This is a genomic window from Rahnella sp. RFA10(1/100) (assembly GCF_004195115.1).
Taxonomy (GTDB): Bacteria; Pseudomonadota; Gammaproteobacteria; order Enterobacterales; family Enterobacteriaceae; genus Rahnella; species Rahnella perminowiae.
In genome coordinates this window covers 87,419-104,367 of record NZ_SEWR01000005.1, presented here as the reverse complement: position 1 = coordinate 104,367, position 16,949 = coordinate 87,419, and the positions used below count along the sequence as shown (strand labels likewise).

The following is a 16,949-nucleotide window of genomic DNA, read 5'->3' as shown; positions in this document are numbered from 1 at the left end:
TGCGAAGGGGGGGAGCTGATTAAATCAAGAAGCCAGCGACAAATGTTTCTTCTGCTGTTTGTGTGTTTCCAGCCATTCAGCAACGCGTTGTTGCTGGGTTTTATCCAGCCACATGCCCAGTTTGGTGCGACGCCAGATGGCATCATCAAGCTGTGAAACCCACTCTTTTTCCACCAGATAACGCAGTTCTGCTTCGTAGAATCCGTGACCGAAATCTTCGCCCAGCGACGCCAGACTGGTTGCGCCATTCAGCAGCAACTCTGTCTGACTGCCATAGGTGCGCGCATAACGGCGAGCCAGAGGTTCCGGTAACCATTTGAAACGGTTACGTAAATTAGCACTGTAAGTATCACGGTCACCATTGAGTTTCCCGCCAGGCAGTATTGCCGTTTTGGTCCACGCCGGGCCGGCTTTCGGATAGTACTTCACCAGTTTTTCCAGTGCGTGTTCCGCCAGTTTACGGTAGGTGGTCAGCTTGCCGCCAAATACAGAAAGCAGCGGCGCTTTGCCATCCTGATCGTGAACGTCGAGGGTATAATCACGGGTGACGGCCTGCGGTGAATCTGATTCGTCATCGCACAGCGGACGCACGCCGGAGTAGGTCCAGACAATGTCTTCTGTGGTCAGCTGTTTCTTAAAGTGATCGTTGTAAACTTTCAGCAAATAACCGATCTCTTTATCATCAATTTTTACTTCTTTCGGATCGCCGTGATATTCCACGTCGGTTGTCCCGATGATCGAGAATTCATCCATCCACGGGATCACAAACACAATGCGGTGATCTTCGTTTTGCAGAATGTAAGCCTGAGGCTGATTGTGCGCGCGCGGCACCACAATATGGCTACCTTTGATCAGACGGATGCCATAGGGTGATTTCAACTTCAGACCGTCGTCGAAGAAATGTTTTACCCATGGACCGGTGGCGTTCACCAGACCTTTGGCGCGCCAGGTAAAGGTTTTGCCGGTATCGATCTCTTCGGCTTCCACCATCCACAGTCCGTCTTCACGCCATGCACGGGTCACGCGGGTACGTGTGCGGACTTCGCCGCCACGCGCTTCCACTTCCTGGGCATTGACGACCACTAAACGCGCGTCGTCAACCCAGCAGTCCGAGTATTCAAAACCTTTGGTCAGTTCTGGCTTCAGCACAGAATCACTGCCGAATTTCAGGCTTTTACTGGCCGGCAGGCTGGTGCGTTTGCCCAGATGGTCGTACAGGAACAAACCGGCGCGGATCATCCAGGCCGGGCGCAGATGCGGCTGATGCGGTAAACGGAAACGCATCGGGAAAGCAATATGCGGTGCCATTTTCAACAACACTTCACGTTCGGCCAGCGCTTCGCTGACCAGACGGAATTCGTAATGTTCCAGATAGCGCAGGCCACCGTGGATCAGTTTAGAACTGGCCGAAGAGGTCGCGCAGGCCAAGTCTTGCGCTTCAAGCAGCAGAACAGACAGCCCGCGGCCAGCTGCATCTACTGCGATGCCGGTACCATTAATACCGCCACCAATTACGATCAAGTCTTTGGTTTCCACGTCATCTTCCTCCAGATGTTCGCAATAGCTCTTTTATGTTCGTTTTCGCTCATGATTGTAATCGAGAATCGACATACAAGCCAAGCGTTAACCAAATAAAAACAATTATGCGTGATGGAGGTAACATTTTTGTGGCGGTTTCGAGCAAAATGGTAAAGGGAGGACTAAACCGAACGCTGCTACGCGTGGAATTTTTCGAAATTGTTCGTTTTGGTCTGGCGGATGGGGGGAAGAAAAGCAGGAGCGCCAGAGCGACGCTCCCTAAATCCAGGAAAATCAGCAGAGTTCGAGATGTACGTCGTACTTATCGATGATTTGCTTCACGCTGTCCGGCGGCTGTTTGTCGGTGAACAGATAATGGATCAGATCCATTTTGCCGAGGTTAACCATCGCATTGCGACCAAATTTGGAATGGTCGGTTACCAACATAACGCAGCGGGAGTTTTCGATAATGGCACGTTTGGTACGGGCTTCGTGATAGTCGAATTCGAGCAGTGAACCGTCCATATCAATGCCGCTGATGCCGAGAATGCCGTAATCAAGGCGGAACTGTGAGATGAAATCCAGCGTTGCTTCGCCCATGATACCGCCATCGCGGGCACGTACTTCGCCGCCTGCGAGGAATAAACGAAAATCCTCCTTGGCCGTCAGCAGTGTCGCAACGTTCAGATTATTGGTCACGATGCGCAGATTTTTATGGTTAAGCAGTGCGTGTGCCACGGCTTCCGGCGTGGTACCGATATCAATAAACAGCGTTGAGCCATCAGGGATCTGGCTGGCGACGCGTTCGGCGATACGCGCTTTCGCTTCCGACCACATCACTTTACGATCGTTGTATGCCGCATTCACTGAGCTGGACGGCAAGGCCGCGCCGCCATGGTGACGGTGAATTTTATTCTGTTCAGCCAGATCATTGAGATCACGGCGGATAGTCTGCGGGCTGACTGCAAAATGTTCCACCAGTTCTTCGGTACTGACATAGCCTTGCTGGCGAACTAAATCGATAATGGCATCATGGCGTTGTGTTTGTTTCACCCGAATCCCCTACTTACTTTTTTTGTTGCGCGGAGTGCGCGTATCAACAAATGCCATGACCAGGCCGAGACCCAGACCAAACGCATGGGCGGCATTCGACACGGCCGCGCCGCCGGTTGCATAACCAATGAACATGAAAATCAACGAAATGACCAGTAATCCGCCGGGGACGTACAGACGACTTTCCGGTTTCAGCTGGCCGGTCAGCCAGGCGTAACCCATCAGCGCGTAAACCACACCGGACAAACCACCGAACCACGAACCATTGACCATTGACTGGCCCCAGCCGCTGATCAGGGCTGAAATGAGAGTCACGGTAAACAGTTTGCCGCTGCCCAGATGCATCTCAATCTGGCTGGCGAGATACCACCACCAGGCCAGATTAATCAGCAGGGCAATAAAGGAGAAGTTCATCAGAGCCGGAGTGAACCAGCGCCATAACTGGAAAACGCGTGAACTGTCCGGCCAGGCCAGCCAGTTCATCACCAGTTCGTCGCCGACCATCTGTTGCAGGATAAACACTGCAAGACTCAGCACAATCATGCCAATCGTCAGGGGGCCGGCGCGGCTGCGCAGGGTTTTCAGAAAAGGTGTATGTGACATCCGCAAATTGGGCTGCGCCTTGCCGGTTTTCCAGCTGGCTTCCTGATAGCGCGGATGCAGCGGATCGCGCACAAACAGCGCCACCTGCTTTTCGGCTTCTTCCAGGCGGGATTCATCTTCCAGCCAGAGCTGCACTTCCTGACTTTCATGTTTCATCGTCAGCGTAAAACCCTGCGTTGCCATGTAATCGACAAAAGCCTGAGCGAGGCGGGGGTTGTTCAGATTAAGAATGCGCACCATAGCGTTAAGCGGTTTCCCTAATTGTTTGATTTGTTGCCGTCATTTTAGGGCAATACCTTATCTGCCAGCGTGGGGGATGTCGATTATAACGTCAGAAGGATAAAGGAGGGGAATTTAGGCATGCTGTGCGGTTATCTGCGAATAGAAAATTATAGTGATGTGATGAGGATCGAAGTCTTTTGCAACACCGCCGGATGACGGTGTTGCAAAATCAAGCCCTTAAAGCCCTTCAAGCGCCTGTTGCAGATCAGCAATCAGGTCTTCGGTGTCTTCGATACCGATGCTGATGCGCACCAGCCCGTCGGTGATACCGCTCTGACGGCGGACTTCCGGCGCGACGGCGCTGTGCGTGGTGGATGCCGGATGGCAGGCCAGCGAATCGGTGTCGCCGAGCGAGACCGCCTGCGTGATAATGCTCAGCTTATCAAGGAAAGTCCGTGCGGCGTTCAGCCCGCCTTTCAGCTCAATCGCCATGATGCCGCCAAACAGTTTCATCTGGCGTGAGGCGGTGGCGTGTCCCGGATGCTGTTTCAGCCCCGGATAGAACACGGTATCTACCGCGCTGTGGCTGTCGAGGAATTCCGCCACCGCCTGTGCGCTCAGCGAACTGGCTTCGACGCGCAGCGGCAGTGTTTTCAGGCCGCGGATCAGCAAACTGGCTTCGAACGGGCTCAGGTTACCGCCAAATTGTTTCAGACTCAGGGTACGGATGGGCGTGATCAACGCCGCCGAACCGGCCACCACACCGCCGGTCGCATCGCCATGACCGCTGATGTATTTGGTCGCGGAATGCAGAACGATATCAATACCCAGCGCCAGCGGACGTGTCAGGTACGGCGTGGCGAAAGTGTTATCCGCCACACTGACCGCACCGGCCGCTTTGGAAAGACGCGCGATTTCTGCCAGATCGGCGATATCCAGCCCCGGATTAGCGGGAGTTTCCACCAGTACCACTTTGGTATTTTTGGTGAATGCGGCTTCCAGTTCATTCACATTCGCAACGTGAACCGGTTTGATACCATATCGCGGCAGCAAATTACGCACTACGCCTTCGGTACCGCCGTACAGCGTGCCGATATGAATGATTTCATCGCCGGGAACCAGCAGGGCAAACAGCGTGGCGCTGATCGCCGCCATGCCACTGGCACAGGCAACGGCGGTTTCTGCGCCTTCGAGCGCTGCCAGTTTTTGTTCGAAAACGGCCACGGTCGGATTGGCGAAACGGCTGTAAATATAGCCCGGTTCTTCACCGCTGAAACGGCGTGCGCCGCTGTCGAAATCCGGGTATGAAAATGCCGATGCGGCGGTGATTGGCGTGGCAATGGCGCCGGTCAGAGCATCGGGCTGCTGTCCACCATGAACGGCGAGCGTACGCAACCCTAAAGAACGTGAAGTGTTCAGATTTTTCATCTTGAAATCCTGTCGATAGTAGGCGGAAATTATATCAACACTGGAGAAAGGTAGCTTTTTCGGCTTAAGAATATTTTCGGCGCAAACCCGATAGCCTGGTTATAAAGACTATAGCTTGCGCCAGGGACAAATAAAGAGAGGATCAGACTTCAATATCTTGCGGAAAAGTTTTTGACCAGGCTTCGAAACCGCCGTCAACGCTGTAGACCGATTCGAAACCCTGAGAGATCAGAAACTGTGCGGCACCCCGGCTGCTGATACCGTGATAGCACATCACCAGCACCGGTGTTTTGGCATCGGTCTGCTGAATAAATTCAGGCAGGCTGTCGTTACTCAGATGCCAGGCACCCGGTGCATGTGCTGCGCCGAAGCTTTGCGGGTCGCGGATATCGACCATCACCGCTTCGCCAGCTGTCAGGCGGTTACGGGCTTGTTCTACGCTGATTGCTTCAAATTGTTCCATTCTGGTCGTGCCTCATAAAAGGTGATGCCCACATTCTACCCAATAATGGCACAACTAAGACCAGACAAAGAGAAGGGATAAAGTTAAACCAGGATCACTTTCACGCCTTTTTGGCGTAACTGTCCGATGATTTCATCATTCGCTTCTTTGCCGGTGATCAGCACATCAATTTGTTCGGTGCGGCTGAACAACATGCCTGCACGCTGACCGATTTTGCTGCTGTCGACCAGCACCGCCAGATTTCCCACATAATTGAGCATCTTCTGTTCGGCCATTGCGGTAAGCATATCAGTTTTGTACAGGCCGTCGGGGGTCAGCCCGGCACCGCTGGTAAACATCCAGTGCCCCGCATACAGACTGGCGTCGCCGTCCTGAGGTGCCAGCGTAATGGACTGACTTTTATTGTACTGCCCCCCCATGATCACCACGCTGTCGTGCTCCTGCTCAATCAGGTAATTAGCCAGCGGCAGATAATTAGTGATGACCTGAATGTCTTTTCCGCACATTTCACGGCCCAGCAGAAATGCCGTCGAACCGCAGTTAATCACCACGCTTTCACCCGGCAGGCACAGTTCGGCTGCTGCTTTAGCGATACGCATTTTCTCGTTGAGATTGTGCGTCTGGTGAATATTCAGCGGTGTCCAGTTCTGACGTGGCTGATTAACGGCTTCCGCGCCGTTGCGCACTTTACGCAACTTCCCCAGTTCATTGAGCTTGGTAATGTCACGACGCGCCGTGGCCGGTGAAATATCAAATTGATCAATCACATCGGCAACGGAAATCTGCCCCTGGCGTTGTAGCAGATCGAGAATGGCATTGTGGCGTTGTGGCTCAGTCATGGTGGCTCCGCAGGTAAATAGGTGATTACCGCGTGATTATAAACGAGCAGTAATGGCAATTACATTGTTAATAAAAAGGCGGAGTCTGTTGCCTCCGCCTTTTAGAAAGATGTCTTACAGGAAGGATTTGAACGGTAAATCCGTGTCTGTGCTAAAGCAGTCGTCAAAACCACGCGGGTAATGATATTCGAAATTATCTTTATCATCCGGATAGGTGAATTTGCCGCCTACCTGCCAGATAAAGGGCTTGAAGCCGTATTTCAGACGGTCTTTTTTCATCTCCCACAGCACACGTATTTCCTGGGGATCGGCCTGGAAATTAGACCAGATATCATGATGGAACGGGATCACCACTTTGGTTCTCAGTGATTCCGCCATACGCAGCATATCGACGCTGGTCATTTTGTCGGTCACGCCGCGCGGGTTCTCGCCGTACGAGCCGAGTGCCACGTCAATCTGGTACTCATTGCCGTGTTTGGCATAGTAGTTGGAATAGTGCGAGTCGCCGCTGTGATACAGGTTTCCGCCCGGCGTTTTGAACAGATAATTCACTGCACGCTGATCCATCATATCGGGTAATACGCCCGCAGCTTTCTGGCCGGCGGGCAGGGTGATCAGCACCGTGCGGTCAAAAGAATCCAGCGCATGGATTTCCACATCTTTGATTCTCACCACTTTGCCCGGTGTCATCACGATGCACCGGTTTGCCTGTACGCCCCAGCTCATCCACAAGTCCACGCAGGTTTGCGGGCCGATAAAGGGCACGTCGGCAGAACAATTTTGCATGACGGCAGCGGCGACGTTCACATCAATATGATCATTGTGATCGTGAGTGGATAACACTGCGTCGATCTCCCTGATCGCAAAGGGATCGAGCACAAACGGCGTGGTGCGCAGATTCGGCTGTAGCTTCTTCACACCGGCCATGCGCTGCATCTGGTGGCCGGTTTTCATCAGCGGGCTGCTGTGATTTTGCTTGCCGACGCCGCACCAGAAATCGACACAAATATTCGCACCGCCCTCTGATTTCAGCCAGACCCCCGTGCAGCCCAGCCACCACATGGCAAACGTGCCCGGTGCGACCTTTTCCTGCTCGATTTCTTCGTTTAACCAGGTGCCCCATTCCGGAAAGGTACTGAGGATCCAGGACTCGCGGCTGATCGTTTCTACTTTGCTCATAATATTTCCTCATTTGAATTTGCTTTGAAAATCGAATCACAATAAATCATTTAATGATTAAATGTGATTTATTTGTGCGAAAGTTATCATTGAAAATTCATTGTGACAATGATTTTAAAGCGGGTTTTTCCATGGCAAGAAATGCCTGCCAGCAGGGGGAGTGACCGGATCTAGGGTATGATGAGATGTTTTTTATAGAGTTATATAACTGAAATATCGAATAAATATAAAGTTTCGGATGCATAAATAAATTCATGCTCATGACGATATCTTGCGAGACTGCTCACAAATAATCATTGTGAATCTTTATCTGATTCGATGTGAGCATTAGAGTGCGTCTGTCCCTCACTTTTTAGCGCGAAGTTTGATGTGTGAGCGCGTTGAAGAGATCAAACAAGGTCAGACGGAGAGTCTTATGGAATTCCTCTACACCATCTTCACCGTATTTTTTAATCAGGTAATGACCAACGCGCCGCTGCTGTTGGGTATTGTGACCATGCTCGGTTACATCCTGCTCAGAAAGAGCGCCACGGTGATCATCAAGGGCACGATCAAGACCATCATCGGCTTCATGTTGCTACAGGCAGGTTCCGGCATTCTGACCGGGACGTTCAAACCGGTGGTGGCGAAAATTTCGGAAGTGTATGGCATTAATGGTGCCATTTCAGACACCTACGCTTCAATGATGGCAACAGTCGAACGCATGGGTGAGGCTTACAGCTGGGTCGGATATGCGGTGCTGATCGCCCTTGCACTGAATATCCTGATGGTGATATTCCGCCGTATCACCGGCATCCGCACCATCATGCTCACCGGGCACATCATGTTCCAGCAGGCGGGGCTGATTGCGGTGTTCTTCTTCATCATGGGCTATCCGATGTGGACGACCATCTGGTCAACGGCCATTCTGGTGTCGCTCTACTGGGGCATCACCTCAAACATGATGTACAAACCGACGCAGGCGGTGACTGAAAACAGCGGTTTCTCGATAGGTCATCAGCAGCAATTTGCGTCGTGGATAGCCTATAAAATCGCGCCATATCTCGGTAAAAAAGAAGACAGCGTGGAAGACCTCAAATTGCCCGGCTGGCTGAATATCTTCCATGACAATATCGTCTCCACCGCCATCGTGATGACGGTGTTCTTTGGCATCATCCTGTGTTCCTTCGGCCTCGACACCCTGCAGCAAATGGCCGGAAAAACTCACTGGACCATCTACATTCTGCAAACCGGTCTGATGTTTGCGGTGGCGATTTTCATCATCATTCAGGGCGTGCGGATGTTCGTCGCTGAACTGACCGAAGCCTTTAACGGCATCTCTCAACGCTTAATTCCCGGTGCCGTTCTGGCCATCGACTGTGCGGCCATCTACAGCTTTGCACCGAACGCCGTGGTCTGGGGCTTTATGTGGGGCACTATCGGCCAGCTGATTGCCGTCGGCATTCTGTTCGGCATGGGCTCTTCGATCATGATTATTCCCGGCTTTATCCCGATGTTCTTCTCCAACGCCACAATCGGCGTGTTTGCCAACCACTTCGGCGGCTGGCGCGCAGCGCTGAAAATCTGTCTGGTGATGGGAATGATCGAAATTTTCGGCTGTGTATGGGCCATTAAACTCACCGGCCTGAGTGCCTGGATGGGCATGGCCGACTGGTCGATTCTGGCACCGCCAATGATGCAGGGCTTCTTCAGTATCGGCATTGCTTTTATGGGCATTATCGTGGTGATCGCACTGCTGTATATGTTTTTTGCCGGTCGCGCACTGCGCGCTGAAGAAGACGCGGAAAAACAAACCCTTAATCAATCCCCTTCTCACTAATGACTTCTCACAAACCAATGAGGTTCCCATGACAGTACGAATTCTGGCGGTATGCGGTTGCGGGCAAGGCAGTTCGATGATCATGAAGATGAAAATCGGTCAGTTCCTGACACAGGAGGGTGTGGACCACACCATGAACAGTTGCGCGGTGGGTGAATACAAATCAGAGCTGGGCAGTGCGGACATTATCGTCGCGTCTACCCACGTGGCGGATGAAATTACTGTCAGCGGCAATAAATATGTGGTCGGTGTCCGCAATATGCTGTCGGCGGCGGACTTCGGCCCGAAAGTGATGGCCGTCATCAACGCTCATTTTTCTGCTGATCTGAGAAAATAAGGAACATGCCATGAAACTGAGAGATTCACTGGCTGAAAATAACTCGATTTGCCTGAATGCTGAGGCAGAAACCTGGCAGGACGCGGTGAAAATTGGCGTCGATATGCTGGTCGTCGCGGGTGTGGTTGAGCCGCGTTATTACCAGGCGATTCTGGATGGTGTCGGACGTTTCGGACCGTATTTCGTGATCGCACCCGGGCTTGCCATGCCACATGGTCGCCCGGAAGAAGGTGTGATTAAAACTGGCTTTGCGCTGGTGACACTGAAAAAACCGCTGGTGTTCAACCACGAAGATAACGATCCGGTGGATATTCTTATCACTCTGGCCGCAGTGGATGCCAACGCACATCAGGAGATTGGCATCATGCAGGTGGTAAACCTTTTTGATGATGAAGCCAATTTTGACCGCCTGCGCGCCTGTACCACCGCGCAACAGGTACTGGATTTGATCGACCTGACCTCCGCCACGGCGGTTCACTAATTCATTAGCAGAGAAGGAATTCATTATGTCTCATTCATTACCTATGTTGCAGGTGGCGCTGGATAACCAGTCAATGGACGACGCTTACAAGACCACGCGTCTGATCGCCGGTGAAGTCGACATCATCGAAGTCGGTACTATTTTGTGCGTCGCCGAAGGTGTGCGTGCGGTACGCGACCTTAAGGCTTTGTATCCGGAAAAAATTGTGCTGGCCGATGCCAAAATCGCGGATGCAGGAAAAATTCTCTCGCGGATGTGCTTCGAAGCTAATGCTGACTGGGTGACGGTCATTTGTTGTGCTGACATCAACACCACCAAAGGTGCGCTGGAAGTGGCGAAAGAATTCAACGGCGACGTGCAGATTGAACTGACCGGTTACTGGACGTGGGAGCAGGCGCAGGAATGGCGTGACGCAGGCATTCAGCAGGTGGTTTATCACCGCAGCCGCGACGCGCAGGCCGCCGGTGTGGCCTGGAGCGATGCTGATATCACGGCGATTAAACATCTTTCTGCCATGGGTTTCAAAGTGACCATTACCGGAGGACTGGCACTGGAAGATTTGCCGCTGTTTAAAGACATTCCTGTGCACGTCTTTATCGCCGGTCGCAGCATCCGCGACGCCAAAGATCCGGTTGATGCAGCACGTCAGTTTAAAAAATCCATTCGCCAGCTCTGGGGCTAAGGAACACCGCATGATGCATAAAGCCGTTCCGCTCGGTATCTATGAAAAAGCCTTGCCTGCGGGCGAAGACTGGCTGATGCGCCTGACACTGGCGAAAGAACTGGGCTTCGATTTCGTTGAAATGTCGGTGGATGAAACCGACAACCGGCTGGCACGGCTTGACTGGTCACGCGGGCAACGTTTGCGGGTGGTGGAGGCAATATCGCATACCGGCATCCGCATTCCGTCGATGTGCCTGAGCGCACACCGACGCTTTCCGCTTGGTGCCGAAGACGATGAAACCCGCAATCAGGGCCTGGAAATCATGCGCAAGGCTATCGTGCTGGCGCAGGATTTAGGCATCCGCGTGATCCAGCTTGCCGGTTATGACGTGTATTACCAGCAGGCTAATGAAAATACCCGTGAACGTTTTCGTGATGGCTTACAGACATCGGTTGAAATGGCCAGCCGTGCGCAGGTCACGCTGGCGATGGAAATCATGGATTATCCGCTGATGAATTCGATCAGCAAAGCGCTCGGCTACACACATTATCTGAACAATCCGTGGTTTCAGCTTTACCCTGATATCGGCAACTTGTCGGCATGGGATAACGACGTGCAGATGGAACTGGCAAGTGGCGCGGGGCATATCGTTGCCGTACATATTAAAGACACGCAGCCCGGCATATTTAAAAACGTACCCTTCGGCAGCGGTGTGGTGGAGTTCGAACGCTGCTTTGCGACGTTGCAAAAAAGCGGTTATCGCGGGCCGTATCTTATCGAAATGTGGAGTGAAACCGCTGCCGATCCGATACAGGAAGTGCGCAACGCCCGCGCCTGGGTGATCGATAAAATGCAAAAAGCCGGGCTGAACATGGAGGACACCTTATGACGGAGGCCCTGAAACAACGCGTGTTTGAAGCCAATATGGAGCTACCGGCTTTTGGCCTCGTGACATTTACCTGGGGCAACGTCAGCGGTATCGACCGCGAACGCGGCCTGGTTGCCATTAAACCGAGCGGTGTGGAATATGAGAAAATGCAGGCCCGTGACATGGTGGTGCTGAACCTGCAAGGTGGCATCGTGGAAGGGCATTACAAACCGTCTTCAGATACCGCAACGCATCTTGAGCTGTACGCCCGTTTTCCGCAGCTGGGCGGTATTGTGCATACCCATTCGACCTATGCGACGTCATGGGCGCAGGCCGGGATCGCCATCCCGCCGCTCGGCACCACGCACGCGGATTATTTTGCCGGTGCCGTTCCGTGCACACGACCATTGTCGCGTCAGGAGGTCGGCGGAGAGTACGAACTGGAAACCGGTAAGGTGATCGCCGCGTCGCTGACCGGCACCGATCCGCTGCATATGCCGGGCATCCTGGTTGCCCAGCATGGTCCGTTCTGCTGGGGCACTACGCCGGAGCAGGCGGTACATAACGCTGTGGTGCTGGAAGAAGTGGCTAAAATGGCGTGGATCACCGGTACAATCCGGCGCGACCTATTGCCGATGGACGATTATTTATTGCACAAGCACTTCAGCCGTAAACATGGGCCGGATGCGTATTACGGGCAGAAATAATAGCTATTGAGAGGCCATTAAAACTCCACTTCAACTCCCTCTTCGCAGGGGAGGCAGGGAGGGGGTATTAATGGTATCTCCGTCACCCCTTCGACATGATTTCATGCATTTTTCCCCTCTCCCGCAGTGAGCATTTTTCCAGCATAGGGTTTATACATAGATATTGGGATCACGCTTTTTACTGCAATCAGGCTTTTTCTCACGGAAGTATTCCGTCCCCTCAGACAGAAAAGAGACTGCCCTATGTCGAAGATCACGTTCAAGCAAGATGTTTTTTTGTCAGCACTCACCCGCCAGTGGCAAGCGTTCGGACTTACTTCAGCTTCTGATATGACCCGTCACCAGTGGTGGCATGCCGTCAGTGCCGCCGTTGCTGAGCAACTTCCCCCGCAAAGCGAGCCGGTCAGCAGTAAGAATAAAAAAATCACCCGCCACGTTAACTATATTTCGATGGAATTTCTGGTCGGCCGTCTGACCGGCAATAACCTGATTAATCTCGGCTGGTATGAAAAAATTGCCACTGTGCTGGAATCTTTTGATATCAACCTGACCGATCTGCTGGAAGAAGAAATCGACCCGGCACTGGGCAATGGCGGGCTGGGGCGGCTGGCGGCCTGTTATCTCGATGCGATGGCATCGGTCGGGCAACCTGGTATCGGTTACGGCCTGAATTATCAGTACGGTTTATTCCGCCAGCGTTTTGTCGATGGTAAACAGAAAGAATCACCGGACGACTGGCATCGCAGCGAATATCCGTGGTTCCGCCATAATAGCTCGCTGGCGGTAAATGTCGGTATTGGCGGTAAAATTGTAAAGAATGAGCAGGGCGTTTCACGCTGGGAACCGGAATTTACCCTGCGCGGTGAAGCCTGGGATTTGCCGGTGATGGGTTATCGCAACGGCATCACGCAACCGTTGCGCTTGTGGGAAGCCACGCACCCTCATCCGTTTGATCTCGAAAAGTTTAATGACGGCGAGTTTCTGAAAGCCGAACAACAGGGTATCGATGCCGCCAAACTCACCAAAGTCCTGTATCCGAACGACAACCATCAGGCCGGTAAACGTCTGCGACTGATGCAGCAGTATTTCCAGTGTGCCTGCTCGGTGGCCGATATCCTGCGGCGTCACCATTTCCTGGGTCGTAAAATCAGCGAGCTGCCAGATTATGAAGTTATCCAGCTCAACGATACACATCCGACTATCGCCATTCCTGAAATGCTGCGCGTACTGATCGATGAACATCAGCTGAGCTGGAATGACGCGTGGCGTATCACCAGCCGTACCTTCGCATATACCAACCATACGCTGATGCCGGAAGCGCTGGAAACCTGGGACGAGCGTCTGGTGCGCGGTCTGCTGCCGCGTCATTTTCAGATTATCAAACAGATTAATGCTGACTTTAAGAAACGGGTCAGCAAACAATGGCCCGGCGACGAGGCGGTCTGGGCGAAGCTTGCTGTCCATCATGACAAACAGGTGCGTATGGCGAATCTGTGCGTGGTTGCCGGATTTGCCGTAAACGGTGTTGCGGCGCTGCATTCAGATCTGGTGGTCAAAGATCTGTTCCCGGAATATTACCAGTTGTGGCCGGAAAAGTTCCATAACGTGACCAACGGCATCACGCCACGCCGCTGGCTGAAACAGTGTAATCCGGCGCTGTCGGCACTGATTGATGAACGGCTGAAAACCGACAGTTGGGTCAACAATCTTGACCTGCTGAAAGGTCTGGAAGACGGCATCAAAGACAAAAAATTCTGCAAACAGTACCGCAAAATTAAGCACGATAACAAAGTGCGGCTGGCGGAATATGTCTGGCAGCGCATGGGCATCAGGCTTAATCCCGAGGCGATTTTCGATGTGCAGATTAAACGTCTGCACGAATACAAACGTCAGCATCTCAATCTGTTGCACATTCTTTCGCTGTATCGCCAGTTACGCGATAACCCTAAGCTGGATATCGTGCCGCGCGTTTTTCTGTTTGGTGCGAAGGCTGCGCCCGGATATTACCTCGCAAAAAACATTATCTATGCGATCAATCAGGTGGCGGAGAAGATCAACAATGATCCGATCGTCGCCGATCGTCTTAAAGTGGTGTTCATTCCCGATTATTGTGTCTCAGTGGCAGAACTGATGATCCCGGCGGCGGATGTGTCGGAACAGATTTCAACTGCCGGTAAGGAAGCCTCCGGCACCGGCAACATGAAACTGGCGCTGAATGGTGCGCTGACTATCGGTACGCTCGACGGCGCAAACGTCGAGATTGCCGAACAGGTCGGTGAGGACAATATTTTTATCTTTGGTCTGACGGTCGATGAAGTGAAAGCGCAGCTGAAAAAAGGCTATAAGCCGAAAGCGTGGGTCAAAAAGGACAAACATCTCAAATCGATTCTCGATGAGCTTGCCAGCGGCTTTTATGCCAATGGTGACAAAAAAGCCTTCGATCTGATGCTGAACAGTCTGCTCGATGGCGGTGATCCGTATCTGGTGCTGGCGGATTTTGCCGCGTATTGCGAGGCACAAAAAGAAGTGGATACGCTTTACCGTAATGCCGATGAATGGACACGCCGTACGTTGCTCAACACGGCCCGCGTAGGTATGTTCAGCGCCGACCGCTCCGTCCGCGATTACCAGCAACGCATCTGGCAGGCTAAAAGATAGGAGCCGATATGGAGAATAAGCAACTTGCTGAGGCCGCGCGCCGGGCAGGCATTGTAGACAGTTTCATTAATATGACGGATGACGTGGAAATAGTGTCCGATGACACGCGTGTCGCCTTGCTGGCCGCTATGGGGCGTGATCCGGCTTATGTGCCGGAGGTTACACCTGTGCCGCCCGTTAAAGTATTTACGCAAGGCAAAAAAGTGCTGGTGACACCGGAAGTCAGTGGTGTATTTAGCTGGCAACTGACGCAGGAAAATGGCAGCCAGACACAGGGTGAGATCGCCGCAGGCAAGGCGCTGGATCTCGGTGTGTTGCTGCCTGCCGGCTATCACCTGCTGACGTTATCGCAAAACGGCAACGTCTGGCCCTGCCGGATAATCGTTGTGCCGCCGCGCTGTTATGAGCCTGAAGCATTGCTGGCAGGAAAAAAACTGTGGGGCGCGACCGTTCAGCTTTACACGTTGCGCTCGGAGAATAACTGGGGCGTCGGCGATTTTGGTGACCTGAAAAAAATGGTCGAAGAAGTCGGCCAGCGCGGCGGGGCATTCGTCGGACTGAATCCGATACACGCGCTCTACCCGGCGAATCCACAAAGTGCCAGCCCGTACAGTCCCTCGTCCCGCCGCTGGCTGAATCTGACCTATATCGATGTCAGTGCCGTGGAGGAATTTACCAGCAGCAGCGAGGCACAAACCTGGTGGCATTCTATTGAGACGCGTGATGCGTTATTGCAGGTGCGCAGCGCCGGGTTTGTTGATTATCCGCGGGTGATGGAACTGAAACTGGCGGCGCTGAAACTGGCATGGCGGCTGTTTTGCGGGCTGCCGGAAAACAGTACGCGTAAGCAGGATTTCCGTCAGTTCGTGGCGCAAGGCGGTGACAGTCTGCGGCAACAAGCACTGTTCGATGCATTGCATGTGCATCTGCGGGATCAGGGGCTGGGCGAGTGGGGATGGCCGGTGTGGCCGGATGCCTATCGCGATGCGAAAAGTGCAGACGTACATGAATTCAGTGAGCGTTACGCCGGTGAAATTGCGTTTTATCAGTGGCAGCAATGGCTGGCGCATACGCAGCTGTCTGAATGTTATCAGCGCAGCGTGGAGCTGGGGATGCCCGTTGGTTTATACCGCGATCTGGCGGTGGGCGTGGCGCAAGGCGGTGCGGAAACCTGGTCCGATCCGGCGCTGTATTGTCTGAATGCCACGGTCGGCGCGCCGCCCGATATTCTCGGACCTCAGGGGCAAAACTGGGGGCTTCCACCCATTGATCCACACGAAATGAAAGCCCGTGCCTATCAGCCGTTTATTGATTTGCTACGGGCAAATATGGCGGAATGCGGCGCATTGCGTATCGATCATGTGATGGGGTTGCTGCGTTTGTGGTGGATACCTGCTGACCAGGACGCGGGCAGCGGTGCCTATGTCCGTTACCCGCTGGAGGATTTACTCGGCGTACTGGCTTTGGAAAGCCAGCGGCATCGGTGCATGGTGATTGGTGAAGATCTGGGCACCGTGCCGAAAGAAATCCTCGCCAGTCTGCGTGACAGCGGCGTGTATTCCTACAAGGTGTTGTATTTCGAACACGATAAAAACTTCCGGTACCACCCGCCGGAAGACTATGTTTCGCAAGCGATGGCGACCGTGACCACGCATGACTTACCCACGTTGCGGGGCTACTGGGAAGGCGGTGATTTAACACTGGGCGCATCTCTGGGGATATACCCGGATCCGCACGTGCTGGAAAAACTGCGCGGGGAGCGCGAACGTAGCAAGCAGGGGCTTCTTAATGCGCTGCATCTGAAACAATGTGTACCGAAATCGACCCGCCGCAGTGCTGAAAATATGCCGATGACACCGCTGCTCAACCGGGGTTTACAACGTTACCTGGCGGGCAGTGCCAGCGCATTACTGGGCCTGCAACCGGAAGACTGGCTGGACATGTCCACACCAGTGAACGTGCCGGGCACCAATACCGAATACCCCAACTGGCGACGCAAGTTGTCGCGGACGCTGGAGGAGATGTTTGGTGATGAGCATATTGATGCGCTGCTGGCCGATTTGAGCAAACGGCGAAAGGGGTAATCCAGGAGGCAGAAAAGGGCCTGAGT

At 53.1% G+C, this 16,949-nt stretch carries 15 protein-coding genes; 8 read left to right on the top strand and 7 right to left on the bottom strand.

From position 1 onward, the window contains the following. Positions 1-24: 24 nt before the first annotated feature. The 7 genes from glpD to ulaG form a co-directional block, all read right to left on the bottom strand. On the bottom strand, positions 25-1,536 hold the full coding sequence (glpD, locus tag ETV65_RS16120; RefSeq protein ID WP_129953838.1) for a glycerol-3-phosphate dehydrogenase: 1,512 nt from the start codon (positions 1,534-1,536) through the stop codon (positions 25-27). Between the two features lie 276 nt (positions 1,537-1,812). Continuing rightward, positions 1,813-2,571: a DeoR/GlpR family transcriptional regulator gene (locus ETV65_RS16115; RefSeq protein ID WP_013573556.1), complete on the bottom strand. Its 759-nt coding sequence runs from the start codon at positions 2,569-2,571 to the stop codon at positions 1,813-1,815. 9 nt (positions 2,572-2,580) lie between these two features. Beyond that, positions 2,581-3,414, bottom strand: a complete 834-nt coding sequence (glpG, locus tag ETV65_RS16110; RefSeq protein WP_129953837.1) for a rhomboid family intramembrane serine protease GlpG — start codon at positions 3,412-3,414, stop codon at positions 2,581-2,583. 219 nt (positions 3,415-3,633) lie between these two features. Next, positions 3,634-4,824: a PLP-dependent aspartate aminotransferase family protein gene (locus ETV65_RS16105; protein ID WP_129953836.1), complete on the bottom strand. Its 1,191-nt coding sequence runs from the start codon at positions 4,822-4,824 to the stop codon at positions 3,634-3,636. 142 nt (positions 4,825-4,966) lie between these two features. Further along, positions 4,967-5,287, bottom strand: a complete 321-nt coding sequence (glpE, locus tag ETV65_RS16100) for a thiosulfate sulfurtransferase GlpE (RefSeq protein WP_129953835.1) — start codon at positions 5,285-5,287, stop codon at positions 4,967-4,969. 83 nt (positions 5,288-5,370) lie between these two features. Continuing rightward, positions 5,371-6,126, bottom strand: coding sequence for an HTH-type transcriptional regulator UlaR (gene ulaR / locus ETV65_RS16095; protein ID WP_129953834.1), 756 nt, complete (start codon positions 6,124-6,126; stop codon positions 5,371-5,373). Between the two features lie 114 nt (positions 6,127-6,240). Continuing rightward, complete coding sequence (gene ulaG / locus ETV65_RS16090) at positions 6,241-7,305, bottom strand: L-ascorbate 6-phosphate lactonase (RefSeq protein ID WP_129953833.1); 1,065 nt, start codon at positions 7,303-7,305, stop codon at positions 6,241-6,243. 415 nt (positions 7,306-7,720) lie between these two features. On the opposite strand from ulaG, the gene ulaA reads away from it, so the two are divergent. The 8 genes from ulaA to malQ all read left to right on the top strand — a co-directional run bounded on the left by ulaA (position 7,721) and on the right by malQ (position 16,923). Then, positions 7,721-9,124 carry a PTS ascorbate transporter subunit IIC gene (gene ulaA, locus ETV65_RS16085; protein ID WP_129953832.1) on the top strand — a complete coding sequence of 468 codons (1,404 nt, stop codon included), beginning with the start codon at positions 7,721-7,723 and terminating at the stop codon, positions 9,122-9,124. 28 nt (positions 9,125-9,152) lie between these two features. Continuing rightward, positions 9,153-9,461, top strand: coding sequence for a PTS ascorbate transporter subunit IIB (gene ulaB, locus ETV65_RS16080; RefSeq protein WP_129953831.1), 309 nt, complete (start codon positions 9,153-9,155; stop codon positions 9,459-9,461). 10 nt (positions 9,462-9,471) lie between these two features. After that, positions 9,472-9,942: a PTS ascorbate transporter subunit IIA gene (gene ulaC / locus ETV65_RS16075; protein WP_129953830.1), complete on the top strand. Its 471-nt coding sequence runs from the start codon at positions 9,472-9,474 to the stop codon at positions 9,940-9,942. A gap of 25 nt (positions 9,943-9,967) precedes the next feature. Continuing rightward, complete coding sequence (locus ETV65_RS16070; RefSeq protein WP_129953829.1) at positions 9,968-10,624, top strand: 3-keto-L-gulonate-6-phosphate decarboxylase UlaD; 657 nt, start codon at positions 9,968-9,970, stop codon at positions 10,622-10,624. 10 nt (positions 10,625-10,634) lie between these two features. Next, positions 10,635-11,495 carry an L-ribulose-5-phosphate 3-epimerase gene (locus tag ETV65_RS16065; RefSeq protein ID WP_129953828.1) on the top strand — a complete coding sequence of 287 codons (861 nt, stop codon included), beginning with the start codon at positions 10,635-10,637 and terminating at the stop codon, positions 11,493-11,495. Next, the gene (locus ETV65_RS16060; RefSeq protein WP_129953827.1) at positions 11,492-12,181 is read left to right on the top strand and encodes an L-ribulose-5-phosphate 4-epimerase; all 690 of its coding nucleotides are present in this window, start codon (positions 11,492-11,494) and stop codon (positions 12,179-12,181) included. Before ETV65_RS16065 ends, ETV65_RS16060 begins: the two co-directional genes overlap by 4 nt. A gap of 243 nt (positions 12,182-12,424) precedes the next feature. Then, positions 12,425-14,839, top strand: coding sequence for a maltodextrin phosphorylase (gene malP, locus ETV65_RS16055; protein WP_129953826.1), 2,415 nt, complete (start codon positions 12,425-12,427; stop codon positions 14,837-14,839). 8 nt (positions 14,840-14,847) lie between these two features. Next, the gene (malQ, locus tag ETV65_RS16050) at positions 14,848-16,923 is read left to right on the top strand and encodes a 4-alpha-glucanotransferase (RefSeq protein WP_129953825.1); all 2,076 of its coding nucleotides are present in this window, start codon (positions 14,848-14,850) and stop codon (positions 16,921-16,923) included. Positions 16,924-16,949 lie beyond the last annotated feature (26 nt).